Origin of the sequence: Kitasatospora phosalacinea (genome assembly GCF_000716545.1) — a bacterium.
GTDB classification, from domain to species: Bacteria; Actinomycetota; Actinomycetes; order Streptomycetales; family Streptomycetaceae; genus Kitasatospora; species Kitasatospora phosalacinea.
On the sequence record NZ_JNWZ01000011.1, the window covers coordinates 41,420 to 59,544 of the forward strand.

Annotated in this window: 16 protein-coding genes; 5 read left to right on the forward strand and 11 right to left on the reverse strand. The window is 75.7% G+C overall.

The window, feature by feature from the left end; translation table 11 throughout:
- From OO48_RS07480 to OO48_RS07490, 3 genes are all read right to left on the reverse strand, one after another.
- Entirely contained in the window at positions 1–3,057 is a 3,057-nt protein-coding gene (locus OO48_RS07480) for a DEAD/DEAH box helicase (protein WP_033213584.1), read from the reverse strand.
- Positions 3,058–3,201: 144 nt separating this feature from the next.
- Entirely contained in the window at positions 3,202–5,013 is a 1,812-nt protein-coding gene (locus tag OO48_RS07485; protein WP_033213585.1) for a vWA domain-containing protein, read from the reverse strand.
- Entirely contained in the window at positions 5,010–6,074 is a 1,065-nt protein-coding gene (locus OO48_RS07490) for an ATP-binding protein (protein ID WP_033213586.1), read from the reverse strand. Before OO48_RS07490 ends, OO48_RS07485 begins: the two co-directional genes overlap by 4 nt.
- A 263-nt stretch (positions 6,075–6,337) precedes the next feature.
- Between OO48_RS07490 and OO48_RS07495 the strand changes: the two genes are divergently transcribed.
- Positions 6,338–6,937, forward strand: coding sequence for a YceI family protein (locus OO48_RS07495; protein WP_033213587.1), 600 nt, complete (start codon positions 6,338–6,340; stop codon positions 6,935–6,937).
- An 87-nt stretch (positions 6,938–7,024) separates the two neighbouring features.
- Here OO48_RS07495 and OO48_RS07500 read toward each other — a convergent pair whose 3' ends face one another.
- Complete coding sequence (locus OO48_RS07500) at positions 7,025–7,984, reverse strand: LysR family transcriptional regulator (protein WP_033213588.1); 960 nt, start codon at positions 7,982–7,984, stop codon at positions 7,025–7,027.
- Between the two features lie 110 nt (positions 7,985–8,094).
- Between OO48_RS07500 and OO48_RS07505 the strand changes: the two genes are divergently transcribed.
- A complete protein-coding gene (locus tag OO48_RS07505) occupies positions 8,095–9,291 on the forward strand; it encodes an MFS transporter (protein WP_051731848.1) in 1,197 nt (398 codons plus the stop codon).
- A 7-nt stretch (positions 9,292–9,298) separates the two neighbouring features.
- Here OO48_RS07505 and OO48_RS07510 read toward each other — a convergent pair whose 3' ends face one another.
- Positions 9,299–9,820, reverse strand: a complete 522-nt coding sequence (locus OO48_RS07510; protein ID WP_051731849.1) for a GNAT family N-acetyltransferase — start codon at positions 9,818–9,820, stop codon at positions 9,299–9,301.
- 214 nt (positions 9,821–10,034) lie between these two features.
- Here OO48_RS07510 and OO48_RS07515 point away from each other — a divergent pair, with 214 nt between their 5' ends.
- Both OO48_RS07515 and OO48_RS07520 read left to right on the forward strand, forming a co-directional pair.
- The gene (locus OO48_RS07515) at positions 10,035–10,820 is read left to right on the forward strand and encodes a TetR/AcrR family transcriptional regulator (RefSeq protein WP_081951969.1); all 786 of its coding nucleotides are present in this window, start codon (positions 10,035–10,037) and stop codon (positions 10,818–10,820) included.
- Positions 10,821–10,858: 38 nt separating this feature from the next.
- Complete coding sequence (locus OO48_RS07520; protein ID WP_033213589.1) at positions 10,859–11,359, forward strand: RNA polymerase sigma factor; 501 nt, start codon at positions 10,859–10,861, stop codon at positions 11,357–11,359.
- Positions 11,360–11,405: 46 nt separating this feature from the next.
- Here the strand turns inward: OO48_RS07520 and OO48_RS07525 are convergent, their stop codons facing one another.
- The 6 genes from OO48_RS07525 to OO48_RS07550 all read right to left on the reverse strand — a co-directional run bounded on the left by OO48_RS07525 (position 11,406) and on the right by OO48_RS07550 (position 16,973).
- Positions 11,406–11,900 (reverse strand): SRPBCC family protein, encoded by a 495-nt coding sequence (locus OO48_RS07525; protein WP_033213590.1) that lies wholly within the window; start codon positions 11,898–11,900, stop codon positions 11,406–11,408.
- Between the two features lie 104 nt (positions 11,901–12,004).
- A complete protein-coding gene (locus OO48_RS07530) occupies positions 12,005–12,871 on the reverse strand; it encodes an alpha/beta fold hydrolase (RefSeq protein ID WP_157845395.1) in 867 nt (288 codons plus the stop codon).
- A 145-nt stretch (positions 12,872–13,016) separates the two neighbouring features.
- The gene (locus tag OO48_RS07535) at positions 13,017–13,436 is read right to left on the reverse strand and encodes a hypothetical protein (protein WP_033213592.1); all 420 of its coding nucleotides are present in this window, start codon (positions 13,434–13,436) and stop codon (positions 13,017–13,019) included.
- Positions 13,437–13,786: 350 nt separating this feature from the next.
- Positions 13,787–14,620 carry a hypothetical protein gene (locus OO48_RS07540; RefSeq protein ID WP_033213593.1) on the reverse strand — a complete coding sequence of 278 codons (834 nt, stop codon included), beginning with the start codon at positions 14,618–14,620 and terminating at the stop codon, positions 13,787–13,789.
- Between the two features lie 68 nt (positions 14,621–14,688).
- Positions 14,689–15,984, reverse strand: coding sequence for a GNAT family N-acetyltransferase (locus OO48_RS07545; protein ID WP_051731850.1), 1,296 nt, complete (start codon positions 15,982–15,984; stop codon positions 14,689–14,691).
- Positions 15,985–16,100: 116 nt separating this feature from the next.
- On the reverse strand, positions 16,101–16,973 hold the full coding sequence (locus OO48_RS07550) for a hypothetical protein (RefSeq protein ID WP_081951971.1): 873 nt from the start codon (positions 16,971–16,973) through the stop codon (positions 16,101–16,103).
- A 231-nt stretch (positions 16,974–17,204) separates the two neighbouring features.
- Between OO48_RS07550 and OO48_RS34930 the strand changes: the two genes are divergently transcribed.
- Positions 17,205–18,074, forward strand: a complete 870-nt coding sequence (locus OO48_RS34930; protein WP_051731851.1) for a hypothetical protein — start codon at positions 17,205–17,207, stop codon at positions 18,072–18,074.
- Positions 18,075–18,125: the final 51 nt, after the last annotated feature.

Sequence of the window (18,125 nt, forward strand, 5' to 3'; positions counted from 1 at the left end):
TCAGATCCCGGTCGCGTCGGCGGAGAGGGTGAGCAGTTCGCGGAGCTGTTCGGTGGGGAGCCCGGTCAGCCAGCTCTCGCCGGCGCCGACCACCGAATCGGCCAACTCCCGTTTGCTGTCTATGAGTTCGGCGATGCGTTCCTCGATGGTGCCGGTGCACACCAGCTTGCGGACCTGGACGTCGCGGTGCTGGCCGATGCGGTGGGCGCGGTCGGTGGCCTGGTCCTCGGCGGCGGGGTTCCACCAGCGGTCGAGGTGGACGACCTGGTTGGCGGCGGTGAGGTTGAGCCCGGTACCGCCGGCCTTCAGCGAGAGCAGGAACACCCCCGGCCCGTCCGGGGACTGGAAGCGGTCGACGAGCCCCTGGCGGCGCGCCGCGCCGAGGCCGCCGTGCAGGAAGAGGACGGGGGTGCCGAGGCGGCGGCGCAGGTGGGGCTGGAGCATCGCGCCGAACTCCGCGTACTGGGTGAAGACGAGGGCCCGGTCGCCCTCCGCCAGGGCCTCCCGGAGCAGGGCGACCAGGCGTTCGACCTTGCCCGATCGGCCGCCCAACGGGCTTCTGTCGCGCAGGAGTTGGGCGGGGTGGTTGCAGACCTGCTTGAGCCGGCCGAGGGCGGCCAGCACGGCGCCCTTGCGTTCGACGCCGCGGATGCCGCCGAGGCGACCGAGCAGGTCGGCGACCACGGCCTGGTAGAGGCCGGCCTGCTCGGGGGTGAGGTTGCAGCGGACGGTGAACTCCTGCTTGGCGGGGAGCTGCCGGCCGATCTCCGGGTCGCTCTTGAGGCGGCGCAGCAGGAACGGCGCGGTGAGCCGCTGGAGCGCGGCGGCGACGTCCCGGTTGCCGGACTGCTCGATCGGGACGGCGTAGTGCTCGCGGAAGGACTCGGGGGTGCCGAACAGGCCGGGGTTGGCGAAGTCGAGGACGGTGTGCAGCTCGGCGAGCCGGTTCTCGACGGGGGTGCCGGTGAGGGCGATCCGGGGGCCGGAGCGCAGTGAGCGCAGGGCGCGGGACTGGCGGGCGGCGCGGTTCTTGGCGTGCTGGGCCTCGTCGGCGACGACGCGCCGCCAGTGCACGGCGCGCAGTCGGTCGGCGTCGCGCTGGAGGATGCCGTAGGTGGTGATCACCAGGTCGGCGGTGGGGTCGGGGGCGGTGCGGTCGGGGCCGTGGTGGAGCTGGACGCGCAGCCGGGGGGTGAAACGGGCGGCTTCGCGGCGCCAGTTGCCGACGAGCGAGGTGGGGCAGACCAGCAGGACGGGGCCGCGGGCGCCGCGGGCGTGTTCGAGGGCGAGCAGGGCGAGGGTCTGGACGGTCTTGCCGAGGCCCATGTCGTCGGCGAGGACGGCGCCGAGGCCGAGCCGTCCGAGGGCGTCCAGCCAGGCCAGGCCGCGTTCCTGGTAGGGGCGCAGGGCGCCGGTGAAGCCGGGCGGGGGCGCGGCGCGGCGGGCGCCGGGGAGACGGCCGAGGCGGCCGGCCAGCAGGTCGCCGAGCGGGCCTTCGGCGTGCACGGCGGTGACCGGGAGGCCGTCGACGACGGTGCCGTCGGTGGCGGCGAGGCGGAGCAGGGCGGCGGCGTCCAGTCGCGGGTCGTCGCGGCGGGCGGCGAGGAAGCGCAGGGCGGCGGCGAGCTGTCCGGCGTCCACCTCGATCCACCGGCCGCGGAACCGGACCAGGCCCGCCTGGGCGTCCGCGAGTTCGTCCAACTCCTGCTGGGTGAGCGGGTGTTCGCCGACGGCGAGTTGCCAGCGGAAGTCCAGTGCGGCGTCCCGGTCGGCCTGGGCGGCGCGCCGGACGGAGCCGGGGGCGGTGGTGTGCGCGGTGGCGGCGAGGCCGAGCCGGGGGCGGCGCTGCCACCAGGCGGGCAGCAGGACGCGGTGCCCGGCGGCGGCGAGCGCGGGGGCGTCGTCGCGCAGGAAGGCGAGCGCGCCGGCCCGGTCGAGGTCGAGCCCGGTGGGGCGGGTGCGGTGCAGGGCGGTCCGCAGGTCGGGCAGCAGGCGGGCGGCGCGGTCGAGTTCGGCGAGGTACGCCTCGACCGGGTCGTCGACCGCCCGGGCGAGGGCGGCGAACCCCGGCCCGCCGGACCAGAGTTCGGCGGCGGGCAGCAGCAGCGAGGGCCGGTCGGCCGGGCCGAGCAGCACGTCCAGGCGCCAGTTCTCGTCCACGACGGTGGCGTCCGGGTCGTCGGCGGCGGTGCCGAGCGGTTCGGCGAGGCGGAAGGCGAGCCGGACCAGGCCGAGCGGCGCGGTGCCGGCCGAGTCGGCGGCGAGCCGGGCGGCCTGCGCGGGGTCGGGCGGGGCGGGCAGCCGGCCGTCGGGGCCGCGCAGGGCGGCGAGCCAGGCCGGCGCGCCGGGAGCGGGCGGGGGGGCGTCGGCCAGCGCGACGCGGGTCTCGTGGTCGGTGAGCGCGTCCAGCACGGTGTCGAGCAGGACGCTGCCGGCGGGTTCGTGGCCGTCCTCGGCGCGGGCGACCGGCGGGCAGCCGGCCGCCAGTGCGAGGGCCTCCCGGCGGGTGTCCGGTTCGTGCGCGGGCCGCCAGCGGGCCGCCCACCCGCCGGGCTCCGCCACCAGCGCGGGCAGCACCCGGCCGCGCCCGGCCAGCCGCCAGGCCAGGTCGTGCACACCGGTCAGCCAGCGCAGCGACGCCCCGTACGCGAGTTCCGCCGTCCGGCCGCCGGGCAGTTCGACGGTGGTGCCCGGCCAGTACGGGTCGAACAGCTCGCCGAGCAGCTGCGCGGCCTCCGGCAGGTCGAACAGCAGCGCGGGCACCCGCCACGGGCGCAGTTCCAGGCCCCTGGCGGTGGAGCCCACCGGGAGGTCCGGCGAGGGCGTAGGCCGCGCGCCGAGCGTCGGCAGCCGCAGCGTCAGCCAGCGCTCGTCCCCGCGCTCCGCCAGCCAGGCCGGCCCCGGTCCGACCGCCGCGAGCAGACCCGCGACCTCGCCCGCCGGGCAGGCGTACGGGTGCCGCGCACCCTCTCGCGCCCGCCCGGTGAACGCCCCGGCGTCCTCCGCCCACACCCCGAGCCGCGCGTCGGCCCGCCACTGGGCGTGCAGGACGTACATCGGACCTCCGGAGGGACGGGCGCGGGACCTTCCAGCCTAGATCGGCCCGCCGACACGTCCGCAGGACGCGACATCAGGGCCCGGGGAACGGCGGGGCCGTGCTGCCGGCGGTCGGAGCCCCTGGTTCGTCCCCCTTCGCCCTTCTCAGCTGAGGTGGAACACCGGCCCGCGCGGGGTGAACGGCAGCGTGGCGCCGCGCGGGACGAGGTAGGCGTGTTCGCGGCGCGGGACGCGCAGGGCGTCGCAGTCGGTGTCGGTGATGATCAGCAGGGGCGCGTCGGCGGGGAAGTCGGGGGCGCGGGCGAGCAGGTCGACGCCGGGTTGCAGGACGGTGCCGCCGCGGCCGCGGACGCGGACCCGGCCGGCGAGTTCGGCGACCGGCAGGTAGCCCGCGTCGTGGGGTGCGGCGTCGCAGTGGACGACCCGGACGGCGGGGACGTCGCGGGCGGCGGCGTAGGAGGCGATCGCGCCGAGGGCCTTGCCGAGCAGGGTGCGGTCCATCGAGCCGGAGGTGTCGAGCAGCACGCCGAAGGTGCGGCGCGGCGTCTCCTCGTACGGGTGGTGGCGTCCGGCGCGCGGGATGTCGGGGCTGGCGGACTGGCGGCGGGAGGGGCGGGCGTAGGAGCGCAGCGGTTCGGGGCGGGGGACGTACTCGTCGAACCAGCGGGCGAGCCGGGCGTCCCAGGGCAGCGGCGGCTGGGCGAGGGCGCGGATCTCCTCGACCAGTCCGGCGGGCAGCAGGCCGCGGTCGCGGACGTGCAGGTCGAAGCCCTGTTGCAGGCCCCGCCGGTAGAAGTCGTCGAGGTCGACGTGGCCGCGTCCGCCCGCGCGGGGCAGCGGTTCGCCGAGGACGTCGCCGAGGCCCTTGCCGCGCAGGGTGGCGAGGCGGCGCAGGCGGCGCTGGTCGCGGGCGATCCGGTCGTAGACCTCCTCGGCGGACAGGCCCTTGAGCCCGGGGTCGTGGAGCAGCCCTTCGGGCATCTCGCCGACGCCCATCTCCAGCAGCCAGCCGTTGACGACGTAGTCGGCGGCGACGTTGAACAGGTACGGGTCGCGGCCGCCGGCCCGGTCGCCGTGGCGGAGGGCGGCGTGCAGCATCTCGTGGGCGAGGACGAAGCGCCACTCCTCGTCGGTGTGGTGGCGCAGCGGGTTGAGGTAGATCTCGCCCGCCTCGGCGTTGACGGCGGCGATCGTGATGCCGTGGGCGCGGGCGAGTTCGGCGTCGGCGACGAGGGTGAGTCCGGCGGCGAGGCCGCCGAGCAGCGGGTAGTGGGCGACGAACCAGCCGAGGGCGCGTTCCCAGGGGCGCTGCGGGAGGCGGGGGCCGTCGTGGGTCTCGCGGCGGCCGCCGGCGACGTCCATGGCGGCGGAGACGGTGCGGGTGAGGGCGTGGGCGAAGGCGAGCGTCCAGTCCTCCGGGTCCTCGTGGGCGGTCCAGGGCGTGAGGTGCTGGTCGGGCCGGTCGCCGCCGGTGCCGCAGGCCCGGTACGCGGCGGGGACGCCGTCGCGGCGCCAGCGGGCGGCGAGTTCCTCCTCGTCGCCGCCGGGCCAGGTGCCGGGCAGGTCGTCGGGGGCACGGCCGATCGGGAAGGTGGCGAGGAAGCGGTTGACGACGGCGCAGCGGGCGGCCAGGTCGGCCGCGTCGGGTTGGGCGCGGGGGCCGCGGGCGGCGGGGAGGTGGCCGAAGCCGAGGTGGAGCAGGGCGTGGGCGAGGGCCCAGGCCCACTCCTCGGGTTCGGCGCGGCGGCGCCGGTTGTGGTGCAGGGTGCCGCACGAGTCGGCGGTCACCCAGCCGGTGGCGGGGTGCAGCGGGCAGCGTTCCTCGTCCAGCCGGCACAGCCCGGCGGGGACGGCGTCGAGCGCGGGGTTGCCGTGGATCCTGGCCAGTCCGGCGGTGAAGGCGGCCTTGACCGGGTCGGTCTTCTCCGGCCCGGCGGCGGCTCGGCGGCCGCTCACCGGCGGGCCTCGACCAGGCGGGGCAGGTCGCGGGCGGCCTCGATCAGGAACCAGGACGGCAGCACGGGGTTGCCGTCGGGCCCGTCGGCGATCACGGTCTGGGCGACCTCGACGGAGATCTCGGCGAGCTGCACCAGCAGCGACTTGGAGCGGTACGCGTGCTGGCGGACGGCCAGCGAGGCGTGCTCCTTGCGGGCGGGCAGTTCCTTGACCAGGCGGCCGCGGAAGGAGTCGGCGAGGTAGTAGAGCAGGTCGCGGTCCTCGATCCGGTGCGGCCAGGAGGCGTCGCCCTTCAGGATCGCGTCCAGCCCGTAGGCGTTGCGGACGATCTTGACGTAGCCGCAGAAGGCGACGGCGTGGGCGGGGGTGAGCAGGCCGTGGGCGAGCACCTTGAGGGTGTTCTCGTCGAGGCCGGGGCCGAAGGAGTGCAGCGCGTCGGAGAGCATGTGCCAGGCGCGCGGGGTGGAGAAGGGCTCCTCGGTCTTCGGCGGGGCGGACCACAGGTGGTCGGGCCGGTCGGTGAGGTGGTCGGTGATCCACGGGTGGATGCCGTGCCCGGCGGCCCAGCCGAGCCAGTCGTCGGAGCTGGCCCGCAGGTGGACGTGGACCAGGCGGTTGAGCAGCGCGGACGGCATCGGGCGGGCCAGCGCGCCGTCGGTGGCGCGGTTTCCGGCGCCGATCACGATCGAGCCGGGCGGCAGTTCGTAGCTGCCGATCCGGCGGTCCAGGATCAGCGAGTAGAAGGCCTTCTGGACGTCGGGGGTGGCGGCGTTCAGCTCGTCCAGGAACAGGCAGTACGGCTGGTCGCGGGCGATGGTCTCGGGCGGGCAGAACCGGGAGCGGCCCTCGGGGGTGAGCTGCGGGACGCCGATCAGGTCCTCGGGGGCGAGCTGGGTGCCGAGCAGCGAGACGCACTCCAGGCCGATCGACTCGGCGAACCGGTTGACCAGCGAGGACTTGCCGATGCCGGGTGCGCCCCAGAGGAACACCGGCCGCACGGTGGCGAGGCCGAGCAGCAGCTCGGGGACCTGGGACGGTGACACGGTGACGGCGGACTGCACAACTCTCCCTGGGCGGGGTGGGGTTCGGGGGTTCCGGCGGTCAGTGTGAACCGTCCCGGGGGCGGGCGCACCAGGTTTTCGGGGCGGTGGCGGCGCTGTCCACAGGCTGGGGACGGCGCTGTGCGGGAGCGGCCTCCCGGAGGAACTTCGGACAACTTTCAACTTCATGGTTGAAAGTTGAACCAGATCGGCGTACGGTGAACCGCGTGAACAAGTTGAAGCCTCAACAAACGGCTTCGACCCCCGTACCGAGGAGAGAAGCCATGGGCATCTTCAACCGCAGCAAGAACACCGCCGCCACCACCGCCGTCCAGGGCCCGGACCTGGCCCACCTGACCGGCGACTACACCATCGACGCCGCCCACTCCAAGATCGGTTTCGCGGTCCGGCACGCGATGGTCACCAACGTCCGCGGCGAGTTCGCCGAGTACGAGGGCAAGCTGCACCTGGACGGCAGCGACCCCGCCGCCTCCACCGCCGAACTGGTGATCAAGGTCGCCTCGATCAGCACCGGCCAGGCCCAGCGCGACGAGCACCTGCGCACCGGCGACTTCTTCGACGCCGCCGCGCACCCGGAGATCACCTTCAAGTCGACCTCCGCCGAGCGGGTCGACGGCGACACCTACCGCCTGCACGGCGACCTCACCATCAAGGGCACCACCCGCCCGGTCGTCCTCGACCTGGAGTTCACCGGCGCGGCCACCGACGTGTACGGCGCCAACCGGGTCGGCTTCGAGGGCGGCACCAGCGTCGACCGCACCGCCTGGGGCCTGACCTACAACGCCGCGCTGGAGACCGGTGGCGTGCTGATCGGCGAGAAGGTCAAGCTGGCGCTGGACGTCTCCGCCGTGCGAGCCTCCTGAACCCGCCTGCCAGGGCCGCGAGTCCGGCCTCCCCGGTACCGCCCCCGCCGTCCCCCTCGGCGGGGGCGCCGCCGTCCGCGCGCGCGGTCAGAGCAGCGCCGCGTCCTCGGCCGGCAGCCAACTGTCCGGCGGGCGGCGCAACCAGCCCTCGGCGGCGGCCAGTTCGGACGCGCAGGCGCGCAGCGCGGCCAGCCCCGGGTGGCGCACCCCCGGCCGGTGCACCAGGCCGACCAGGCTGAGCGGCACCGGATCGACCAGCGGCCGGACCACCGCGCCCGGGTGGTCGTGCGCCCCGGCGGCGGTCAGCACCGGATCGCCGTGCCGGGCCAGGTAGCGGGCGAACTCGGCGGCCCCGACCGGCGGGGTGCGCCCGGGCGCGGCCTCCAGCCCGTGCGCGGCCAGCAGCCGCAGCCCGAGGTCGGTCCACTCGGCGGTGGCGGGCTGCCCCGCGAACACGTCCACCCGGTACCCGACGAGCGCCCCCAGCGGGACGGCGGGCCGGTCGGCCAGCGGGTGCCCCAGCGGCAGGAAGACCCCCATCGGCTCCAACCGGACGGGCAGGTGCACCAGCCGGCCCCGGTCGGCGGCCGGCAGCCCGGCGTACCGGCCGAACGAGGCGTCCAGCCGGTGCGCGGCCAACTCCCCCGCCGCACCGGCCAGTCCACCCAGGTAGCGGGCCAGCAGTTCGACCTCCGGACACCGCCGACGGGCCTCGGCGAGCACCCGCTCGGCAGCGTGGTCCGGCCCCCAGTCCTGCCCGTTGAGATCGACCAGCAGCGCCCGGGTCCCACCCAGCGCGGCGATCTCCGCCTGTAGCTCCAGCAGTTGGCGCGCCATCGGGAGCAGCGCCGCACCCGCCTCGGTCAACCCCACGCTGCGGGTCGACCGGTTCAGCAGCACGCAGCCCAACTCCCGTTCCAGCGCCTGGACGTCCCGGCTGACGGCCTGCTGCGCCAGGTGCAGCCGCTCGGCGGCGCGGCCGAAGTGCAGCGTCTCGGCGACGGCGGCGAAGCTGCGCAGCAGCCGGGGGTGGAGGTCTCGGGGCACGCCCGGAAGATTAACAACGGAATGCGGTGAATGCGGCGGAGCAGGTGTTGGACGCCCCCGCTCCCCCGCCGCGAGGCTGGAGGCATCCCCCGATCCCCTGGAGCCCTCCCTTGTCGCTGCCGCTCGCCCGCTACCGCCCGGTGTTCGCCGCGCCCGGCACTCTGGCGTTCACGCTCTCCGGGCTGCTCGGCCGGCTCGCGCTGGCGATGAACGGCGTGTCGGTCGTGGTGCTGATCGCCGACCGGCGCGGCTCGTACGCGCTGGCCGGGGCGGTCTCCGCGGTGGGGGTGCTGGCGGGTGCGGCGCTGCTGCCGGTGCTGGGGCGGCTGGTCGACCGGCTGGGGCAGGCGCGGGTCGCGGTGCCCGCGGTGCTGGCCGGTGCGCTGCCGACGGTGGGGCTGCTGCTGTGCGTGCGCTCGGGCGCGCCGGCCTGGGCGCTCTTCCTGTGCTGGGCGCTGTCCGGCAGCAGCCCCGACCTGGGCGGGATGGCCCGGGCCCGCTGGGCGCACCTGCACCGGACGGACCCGGCCGTGCTGCACCGGGCCAACGCGCTGGAGCAGTCGCTGGACGAGCTGTGCTTCATGGCCGGACCGGTGCTCGGCATGGCCCTGTGCACCGCCGTCGCCCCCGAGGCCGGGCTGCTCGCCGCCCGGCTGCTGGGCACCGCCGGCACCCTGCTGTTCGCCGCCCAGCGCGCCACCGAGCCGCCCCCGGCCCACCCGGGCCACTCCCGCGCGAGGGGGCTGCTCCGGACACCGGGCCTGCCGCCGCTGCTCGCGGTGTTCCTGGCCGCCGGGGTGCTGTTCGGCTCGCTGGAGGTGACCACGCTCGCGTACACCGACGCGCTGGGCCGGCAGTCGGCCGGCGGCGGGCTGCTGGCCCTGGTCGCGGCCGGGTCCTGCGTCTCGGGGCTGGTGTTCGGCGCGGTCCGGCCGCGCCGCCCGGCGGCGGTGCGGCTGGCGCTGGGCACCGGCGCGATGGCCGCCCTGATGCTGCTGCCGCTGGCGGCGGGCCTGTCCGGGGCGGGGGTGCCGCTGCTGGGCGCGGCCCTGCTGGCGGCCGGGTCGGGCACCGCGCCGACCATGGTGAGCGGCATGACACTGGCCCAACGCCTGCTGCCCGCCCACCGGTTGACCGAGGGGATGGCGCTGGCGGTCGCGGCGATCCTGGTCGGCGTCTCCACGGGAGCGACGTTCGGCGGCGCGCTCGCCCAGCACGCCGCGCCGGGCACCGGCTACCTGCTGCCGTGCTGCGCCGCCGCGCTGGCCCTGTCCGCCGCCCTGTTCCTCGCCCGGAAGCCGGGTTGACGGTCCGTCAGCGCCAGCCGTAGACGTACTCGGGCAGCCGCGTCCCGTCCGGGAAGTGCGCGGTGCCGCGGCCGAGCCGGCGGGCGCCGTGCCGTTCGTAGAAGGCGATCGCGCGCCGGTTGGCGGCCAGCACGTCCAGCCGGACGGGCACGTCGGGGAAGCGGTCCAGGGCGGCGCGCAGCAGCCGGGCGCCGATGCCGCCGCCGGTGCGGTCGGGGCGGACGTGCAGTTGCTCCAGCCGGACCTCGCCGCCGTCCGGCACCAGGTAGGCGAAGCCGACGACGCCCTCCCCGGCCTGCTCGGCGAGCAGCAGGACGGGGGTGTCGGCGGGCGTCCCGTAGTCGGCGTCCAGCCGCAGCGCCCAGAGCGGCTCCTGCTCGGCGCCCTCCGCGTCCAGCACCCGGGCCGGCACCAGTCCGGCGTACGCGGCGCGGCGGCTGGCGGCGTGCAGCCGGGCGACGGCGGCGGCGTCCGCGGCGGTGCCCTCGCGCAGGACGGGCGGGGGCGGGGTGCGGTCGGAGTCGGGCATCCGGCCAGCCTTCCACACCTGCCGCGTCCGCCGGATCCCCGCCGGGTCCCCGCCGCCGGGGGCACCGGGCGCGCCGCCCGGATTCCGATTCGCCCTCCCGGTCCGGGGTCGTCCCGGTCCGGGCTAGGCTCGGACGGGTAGACGACCGCGACGGAAGCGAATCAGGCGGGGCGAGGTGTCAGGTAACGGCCAGGAGCGGACTCATCGGCGCCCCGTGGGGTCGGGCGGCGCGGCGAAGGCGGGCGACGGCGCGGAGCAGGCGGCCGGCCCGCCCGTGTCCGGCGAGCTGGCGGGCGGTCGGGCCCGGCCGAAGACCGACAAGAGCGAGGCCACCCGCGCGCTGATCCTGGAGACCGCGATGCGGATGTTCCAGGAGCGCGGCTACGAGAAGACCACCATGCGGGCGATCGCCGCCGAGGCGGGCGTCTCGGTCGGCAGCGCCTACTACTACTTCTCGGCCAAGGAGTTCCTGATCCAGGGCTTCTACGACCGGATGACCCACGACCACGCCGCCGACGCCAGGGCCCGGATGGCGCACACCCGCGACTTCGCCGAGCGCCTCCGGATCGCGATCGACTCCTGGATCGACACCGCCGCCCCGTACCACGGGTTCTCCGCCCAGTTCTTCCGCACCGCCGCCGACCCGACCAGCTCGCTCAGCCCCTTCTCCAACGAGTCCCACCCGGCCCGGGCCACCGCCGTCGAACTCTTCCGGGACGTGCTCCAGGGCTCCGAGCTCGCCCCCAAGCTGGACGCCGAACTGGTCGACCTGCTGCCCGACGTGCTCTGGCTGCACCTGATGGTCGTCGTCCTCTACTGGGTCTTCGACCGCACCCCCGACACCGAGCGCACCCGCGAGTTCGTCCGCCGCTCCACCCCCCTGGTGGCCCGCCTGATCAACCTCTCCCGCTACCGGGTCTTCCGCCCCCTGGTCCGCGACGCCAAGGGCCTGATCCAGGACTTCGTGCTGCCCGGCATCGGCAAGACCATCGTCAAGTAAGGTCCCCGGCAGGGGAACCGGTGCGGGCGGGGGCGCGGATGGGGGACGAGGAGACGTCCCGGCTGGTGGCGGCGGCCCAGCAGGGCGATGTGTTCGCCATGGACGCGCTGATCACCGAACTGACCCCGTACGTCGGGCGGATCTGCGCCTCGGTGGCGCTGGAGCACGCCGCGGACGCGATGCAGGAGGTCTTCATCGCGGTCTTCCGCGGCCTGCGGGGGCTGCGGACGCCGGAGGCGCTGTACGGGTGGGTGCGGGTCATCGCGGTGCGCGAGTCGCTGCGGGTCGCCCGGCGGCACCGGCGGGAGGTCGCCGTCCCCGACCTGGCGGACCTGCCCGCGGACGGGGACGCGGCGCTCGCCCGCGACGTGGCGGACGTGCTGCGGCGGCTCGGGCCGGAGCAGCGCGCGGTGCTGGTGCTGCGGCACGTGGAGGGGCTGGACGAGCAGGAGGTGGCCCGGCTGCTCCGGGTGCCGGTGGGGACGGTCAGGTCCAGGCTCTTCCGGGCCAGGCAGTCCTTCCGGCGCGCCTGGGGGTGAACCGGCCTCCGCCGGGCGCGGCGGGCCCGGGGCGGGCGCGCCTCCCTCAGGCCCGGCGGGCCTCGATCCGCGCGCCGAGCCGGTCCAGCAGCGCCTCGCCGCGCGCGTCCGCGCCCGGTCGGCGCAGGGCCCGGAGGGCGCCGCCGCCGGGGAGGCGGAAGCTGCTCAGGTAGCCGAACCTGGTCCCCGCGCCCTCGGGTTCGGCGGCCATCGCGCCCAGCACCACCCGGCTCCGCATCAGGCACCAGCCCGGGGCGAGCAGCACCTCGAAGACCTCCCGGTGACCGAGCCGGCCGACCGCGACGGCCCGGAACCGGCCGCCCGGCCCCGGCGCCGACTCGGGGGTGAACGACCGTACGCCGGGCAGCAGTCGCGGGAGTTCGTGCTCCAGGTCGGAGACCACCTCCCACAGCAGCTCCGGGGGGACGTCGAACAGGCGGGTGGCGCAGTGCGGGTTCTTCGCGGTGGCGGCGACGACCCGCAGCCGGCGCAGCGGCCCGAGCTCGGCCGTCGGCCAGGTGGTACCGCTCGGCTCGGGCATGGCCGCGACTCCTCACTGGTCGGCGCCGGAACGCCTCCCAGGCTATCCGCTGCACCACCGACGGGCCCGCCCCGCGCCCGCCCGCCCGTCCAGCCGCCCGTCCGTCAGCGCAGGAACAGCCGCCTGGCCCGGTCGGCGACCAGTTCGGGGCGCTCCTCGGGCAGTTGGTGCCCGGCGCCCGGGACGATCTCGACCCGCAGCCCGTCGCGGGACTCGGCGCCGCTGAGGAGGAGTCGCGGCGGGATCACCGGGTCGTGCTCGCCGGTGAGGGCCAGCGTGGGCGTCAGCGGCCGCAGCGCGCGGAACTCCCCGCGCCGCAGGGCGGCGATGTCCCGGACGACGAAGGCCCGGTGGACGGACTCGCCCGCCAGGGCCGCCAGCGGCACCCGCGCGGCCTCCGCGAACTCGGCGACCTCCGCCGCGCCGAGCGCCGAGCGGTCGGCCGGGCCGCGGCGCAGCAGGTAGCGGGTGAAGGCCGGCCAGTGCCGCAGCACGGCGCGCCCGAGCGGCGGCCACTCCAGGGCGAGCGTGTACCAGAACCGCCAGGCGCTGCCGAGCGTCCCGCGACGCTCCGGCCAGAGGTGCACCATGTTCAACGCCAGGTACCCGTCGAACCGTTCGGGTCGGCGGGCGCAGGCCAGGTACCCGGCCCAGGCCCCCCAGTCGTGGGCGATCAGGAACGCCGAGTCCAGCCCCAGCGCGTCCAGGAAGCCCACCAGGTCGGCCGCCCGGGCCTCGGTCGACCAGCGCCCGGGCGCGCCCTCCGACCAGCCGAAGCCGGGCATGTCCAGGCAGAGCAGCCGGAAGTCCCCGGCCAGCAGCGGCACCACCCGCCGCCACGCGAACCAGTGCTGCGGGAAGCCGTGCACCAGGACGACCGGCGGCGCCCCGGCGGGCCCCGCCTCGGCGTAGTGCAGGCGTAGGCCGCCCACCTCGGCCGTGCCGTGCCGCACTCCCGCCAGCTCGGGCAACGGCCTTCGTGAAGACATCGGTTGACGTGGCATCGGTTCTCTCCCCAGTCGGTTCCGGCGAACGCCTCGCCCTTGCAGAGGAGCGGAACGGGCACCGCACTCCACCCGGGCCCGCGTGACGTGCGTCACCACCTCCGGGCGGCGGTCAGGCCGCGCTGTCGGCCCGGCCCGGCGGGGTGTCGGCGCCGGGGACGCCGTAGGCGGTCCAGAGCGGCATGACGCGCGGGGTGACGGCCGGACCGGGGGCCCGGTGGACGGCGATCCGGGTGGCGGGGCCGTGGACGAGCGGGAGCCTGGGCATGATCGTGCGGCGCAGCGAGTGCGGGGACAGCGGGTGCCGGAACCGGGAGCAGACCGGGAGCGTGTTCGGCGGCCGGACGGGCGCCGGCGGCGGGACGACCGGGGCGGCGCCCGCCCGGTGGCGGCCCTTGCGGGCGTCGGCTCCCGTGCGGTGGCGTCCGGTCGGGGTGTCGTGGGCGCCGGAGAGGTACCAGGCGAGGGTGAAAACGAGGAAGAGTGCGGCGATGGCGATGCAGGGGGCTGCCCAGGCGCTAAGGTGGAACACGTCGAAGTCCCTTGAATTTGCGATGTTCGGGAGGATCGCTTCGACTCCGCCCCGGGGGTGTTCGCAGCACCCGCCGGGGCACTTCTCTGTCGAGCGACCCGATTTCCCCGAACGCTAGGCAGCGGTGAGGGAACTGTCGAACCGTCAGGTTCGAACAGCGACACCCGGACCGGACCTGCGTTCACCCCTCCGGGCGGTCGAGCTCCCCGGCGTTCCCCCAGCTCGCGGCCGGTACGCCACAGTTGCGCCCGGGGATCGCCAATTCCACGCCACGGCAAGAGTGTTCGGCACGCCTGGGAGTGAATTCCGCGATCCGCCGGTTGACGCCCGGCAGCCCGCCGAACGCCCGCTCAACTCCGCCCGTGCCACCGCCCGTTGTAGTCCTCGGCGGCCCTCAGTACGGCGGCCCGGGCCTCGGCCGGGTCGATCTCCGGCAGGGCGAACAGGCCCGGCGCGGCGGCCAGGTGACGGTCGTGGTCGTCGTCCCAGCGCCGCACCGTCCAGCCCGGCCAGCGCGCCGGGACGGCCTCCGGCTCGGGGAGGTTGGTGAGCGTCCACCAGCCGAGCGTGCGGCGCTCCGGGTCGAGGTGCAGGCCCGCGTCGGCGGCCACCTCGCAGTAGCCGAAGTCGGCCGCCCCGTCCAGGCGTTGCAGCAGTCCGGGGCCCTCCGTGACGGGGTGGCCGCCGATGTCGGCGAGCAGGTGGCAGCGGTCCTGCCCGACCGTCACCACGACGAGCGCCGGCTCCTCGGCCCCGGTCTCCCACTCCTCGGTGACCAGCGGCGCGGGCACCGGTCGGACGTCCCGGTCGCGGACGGCCTCCGGGTCGAGGCCGAGGTGCCGCAGCAGGTCGGCGTTGCCGTCGTGGCACCAGCGCAACTCCCAGCCGGGCCAAGCCTCCTGGAGCAGCTCGAAGGTGGCCGCACGCAGCCGGGGGTCGGTGCTCGGGCCCTCCCAGGCGAAGAACAGCAGCACCCGGCGCGGCAGGTCGACCAGCACCGAGCCCTGGCAGAACACGTCGTCCAGCCAGTACCCGCCGGGTCCGAGCGCCCGCATCCGTTCGACGGTGCGCGCCGGCCCGGACAGCAGCGCGAGGTCGAGCCCGACGGCTCCGTACCTGTCCACGTACGGCCCGTGCACGGCCCGGTTCCCGTCCAGCAGTACGTAGTTCGCGCGGTCTCCCATGCCCGCCAGCCTGCCCCGGAGACCGCCCCGGCCGCCAGCGCCGTACCGGCGGCCGGGGCGGAGGCGGGTCAGAAACTGTCCGGGTTCCAGGGGGCGCGGGCGGTGCGCAGCAGGGTGTCCGCCCGGGCGGCCGCGTCCGGGGTCAGCTCGGTGAGCAGGGCGGCGTCGGCGAGGGCCGCCGCGCTGCCGCCGCCTAGGTAGAGGGCGCCGAGCCGGGAGACGTCGAGCGCGAGGTCGGCCCGGTCGTAGGTGGGGGTGACCCGGCCGGTGCCGTCGGCGGCGCTCTCCAGGGCCCAGCGCCCGGCCGTCCAACCGGCGCGGTCGGTGACGTCCAGCACCAGGCGACCGGGGGCCTCGTAGCGGCGGGCGGCGAACGCGGCGGGCAGGTCGAGCAGCCGCAGCCAGGTGAAGTCGGCGGCCTCCTCGTGCGGCTTGGCGCCGCGCGGGTCGTTGAGCAGCAGCGGCAGCACGTCACCGGGGCCGAGGTGCGGGGCGACCACGTGGCGCACCCAGTCGACGGAGAAGGCGAACGTCCAGAGCGCGTTGGCGGTCTTCCGGTCGAGCGCGATGAAGTCCCGGACGGTCAGCGGGCAGTCCGGGTAGGAGCCGTCCCACTTGTCGTCGACGGTGTAGTTGACCATGCCGGTGAGGGTGCCGTCGGCGGTGCGGTGGAAGGCGGTGAAGCCCTGCTTCCAGTCGAAGCCGGGCAGGTCGATCTCGCCCGCCCGCAGCCGCCACCAGGCTTCGGGGCGGCCGATCGCACCGGGCTGGGTGGGCTGCCAGCGCTCGTGCAGTTCGGGGCCGTGCTTGCGGAACTCCTCCAGGGTCGCGAAGTCGATCCGGTGGCCCTCGTGCACGGGCAGCCCGGCCCGGACGCCGCCGGAGCGCAGCACGTCGACCCGCCAGCCGGCCAGCGGGGCGGCCGAGCCGAAGCCGAAGCGGCCGTAGATGTTGTGCTCGGCGGCGATCAGGATCGCGGCGGCCGCACCGCGCTCGCGGGCGGCGGTCAGGTCGTGCCGCATCATGCCGCTGAGCAGGCCGCGCCGGCGGTGGGTGGCGTTGACCGTGACGCCGGTGATCGCGTCGACCGGCAGCAGCGCCCCGCCGGGCACCGTCAGCCCGGTGTCGAAGCTGCGGAAGGTCGCCACGCAGCGCGGCCGGCCGCCCGCCGCCGGGCCGTCGTGGTCGAACGCCCCCAGCATCCGCCCCGGCTCGAACAGCAGCTCCCGCCACTCCGTCGCCGGGGCGACGTGCGGACGCATGAACCCGAGCGCGACCGCCCGGTCCCAGTCGGCCAGTTCCTCGTGGGTGATCGGCCGGATCTCGATGCCCCGGTCGGGGCCCTGCTGCGCGTCGTTGCCCATCGAGCCACCGTACGACGGCTTCCCGCCCCCGGGCATCCGGTTTTCCGGCCGGTCGGAGCCGGTGCGGCCCGCGCCCGCACGAACGCGAGCACGGGCGCGGGCACCGGCCACGGGGCCTAGAGGCCCCAGGTACCGCTGGCCCAGAGCACCCGGCCGTCGCGCTGGTAGACCACGAAGTTGCCGTCGTCCTGGAGGATGGCGTACGCGCCGGGGTGCCCGCCGGTGTTGGTGGACCAGATCGCGTTCGTCCAGCTGCCGAAGCTCTCCAGCGGGTAGAGCACCAGGTTGCCGTCGTCCTGCATCCGCAGCGTGGAGCGCTCGTGGCCCCAGGTGTTGGTGGACCAGATCGCCTTGTCGTCGCGCTTGCGGTACATCACGAGGTTCCCGTCCCGCTGGAGGATCAGCCAGGCCGAGGCCGACTCCGTCCAGGAGCCCGAGAGGATCACGCCCGGCGAGTCCGCCACCCCGGGGCAGAAGGCGGACGGCTCGTCGAAGGTGCTGGTGCTCCACAGCTTGCCGGGCGTGCCGACGATCAGGAGGGCGCCCGGCAGGATGGACAGGGTGGCGCCCGGCTGCCCCCAGGTGCCGCTGGACCAGAGCGCACCGCCGGTCTCGGGGCCGCCTCCGGCCTGGTACACCACGAAGTTGCCGTCGTCCTGGAGGAGGCCGTACGCGCCGGGGTGGCCCCAGGTGCCGGTGCTCCAGATCGGGTGGTTCGGGCCGCCGGTGGAGTTGACCAGGTAGAGCACCAGGTTGCCGTCGGGCTCCATGGTCAGGACGGCCTTCCCGTCCTTCGCCGCCAGGCTCTGTCCGCCGGTCAGCTTCCAGCCGGCCGTCTGCCGGTCCGCCACCGTGGTCGGCGCGGGCAGCTGGCACTTGGGCGACGGCGCCGCCGGGTCCGTCGCCGCCTGTGCGGCCGGCACCGTGCCGGCCATCGCCGCGGCGGCCAGCAGACCGGCCGCCGCCGCACGCATCACGCGTCGCCGCATGAGGTTCCCCCCTCGTGTCACTGCGAATTTTCGTGGGCGAACCTAGCCCGCGCCGGAGACAGCGGGAAAAACGTTTCCCCGCAGCCCTCTTGGCATCCTCGGCCACGATGTCTCCCGGTGCCTCCCGGTGCCCGGCCGCACCGCGCACCGCAGAAAACGCTTTTGAGCCAAAGTGGCTGACGCATGCTACGTTCACCCGCGAAATTCAGCGGACGACACCGAGGAGACTCCATGCGACGGCGGGCGATACGTGCAGCGGCGGCCGGTCTGCTGGCCGCGGCGGCGGTGGCCGGCACCGTGCCGGCCGCACAGGCGGAGCCGGTGATGCCGACCAGGAAGTGCCAACTGCCCTTCTACCCGTGGGCGGGCCTGGCCGAGCAGACGGCCGGGTGGCGGCTGACCGCCGGCCAGAGCCTGGTGGCCAAGGACAACGAGTCCATCCTGGTCATGCAGGCCGACGGCAACCTGGTGCTCTCCCTGGTGAACTCCACCGGCGGCCCGAACCACGAGATCTGGAGCAGCGGTACCTGGGGCCATCCGGGCGCGTACGCCGTCCTCCAGGACGACGGCAACTTCGTGGTGTACCGGGCCGGAGGCGGCCCGGAGACCGGTGGTGCGCTCTGGTCCACCGGCACCTGGGGCCTGCCGGGCGCCACCGTGGCCCTCTGGCCCGGCGGCAACCTGATGGTCGGCACCCCCGACCGGACGTGGCGCACCTACACCGCCGAAGAACCGTCCGCCCTCTGCCCGGGAGTGGACGGCGCGACGGACGAGCTCCGCCAGGGCTCCTGGGCGCAGTCGGCCTCGGTCTGGCTGGTCGTCCAGCCGGACGGGAACGTCGTGCTGTACCGCAAGCGCGACGACAAGGCGATCTGGTCCACCGGCACCTGGGGTCACAGCAACTCCGTGCTGCGGATGCAGGCCGATGGGAACCTGGCCGTCTACCCGGTGGAGAGCTACGGCAGGTGGGACAGGTCCCTCTGGGCCAGCGGTACTTGGGGCCACCCGGGCGCGTATGCCGTCCTCCAGGACGACGGCAACCTCGTCATCTACCAGCGCGACGGCCAGGCGATCTGGGCCACCGGCACCTGGGGACAGTGACCGCCGCGGACCTGGGCCGACGCCCCCGCCCGCCCGAGCGGGCGGGCGTTC

What these genes read in the sequence shown, in the direction of transcription:
- OO48_RS07480 (WP_033213584.1), bottom strand. Translation starts at nt 3,057, where the DNA reads ATGTACGTCCTGCACGCCCAGTGGCGGGCCGACGCGCGGCTCGGGGTG.
- OO48_RS07495 (WP_033213587.1), top strand. Translation starts at nt 6,338, where the DNA reads ATGGGCATCTTCAACCGCAGCAAGAACACCGCCGCCACCACCGCCGTC.
- OO48_RS07510 (WP_051731849.1), bottom strand. Translation starts at nt 9,820, where the DNA reads ATGCCCGACTCCGACCGCACCCCGCCCCCGCCCGTCCTGCGCGAGGGC.
- OO48_RS07520 (WP_033213589.1), top strand. Translation starts at nt 10,859, where the DNA reads ATGGGGGACGAGGAGACGTCCCGGCTGGTGGCGGCGGCCCAGCAGGGC.
- OO48_RS07525 (WP_033213590.1), bottom strand. Translation starts at nt 11,900, where the DNA reads ATGCCCGAGCCGAGCGGTACCACCTGGCCGACGGCCGAGCTCGGGCCG.
- OO48_RS07540 (WP_033213593.1), bottom strand. Translation starts at nt 14,620, where the DNA reads ATGGGAGACCGCGCGAACTACGTACTGCTGGACGGGAACCGGGCCGTG.
- OO48_RS07545 (WP_051731850.1), bottom strand. Translation starts at nt 15,984, where the DNA reads ATGGGCAACGACGCGCAGCAGGGCCCCGACCGGGGCATCGAGATCCGG.
- OO48_RS07550 (WP_081951971.1), bottom strand. Translation starts at nt 16,973, where the DNA reads ATGCGGCGACGCGTGATGCGTGCGGCGGCGGCCGGTCTGCTGGCCGCC.
- OO48_RS34930 (WP_051731851.1), top strand. Translation starts at nt 17,205, where the DNA reads ATGCGACGGCGGGCGATACGTGCAGCGGCGGCCGGTCTGCTGGCCGCG.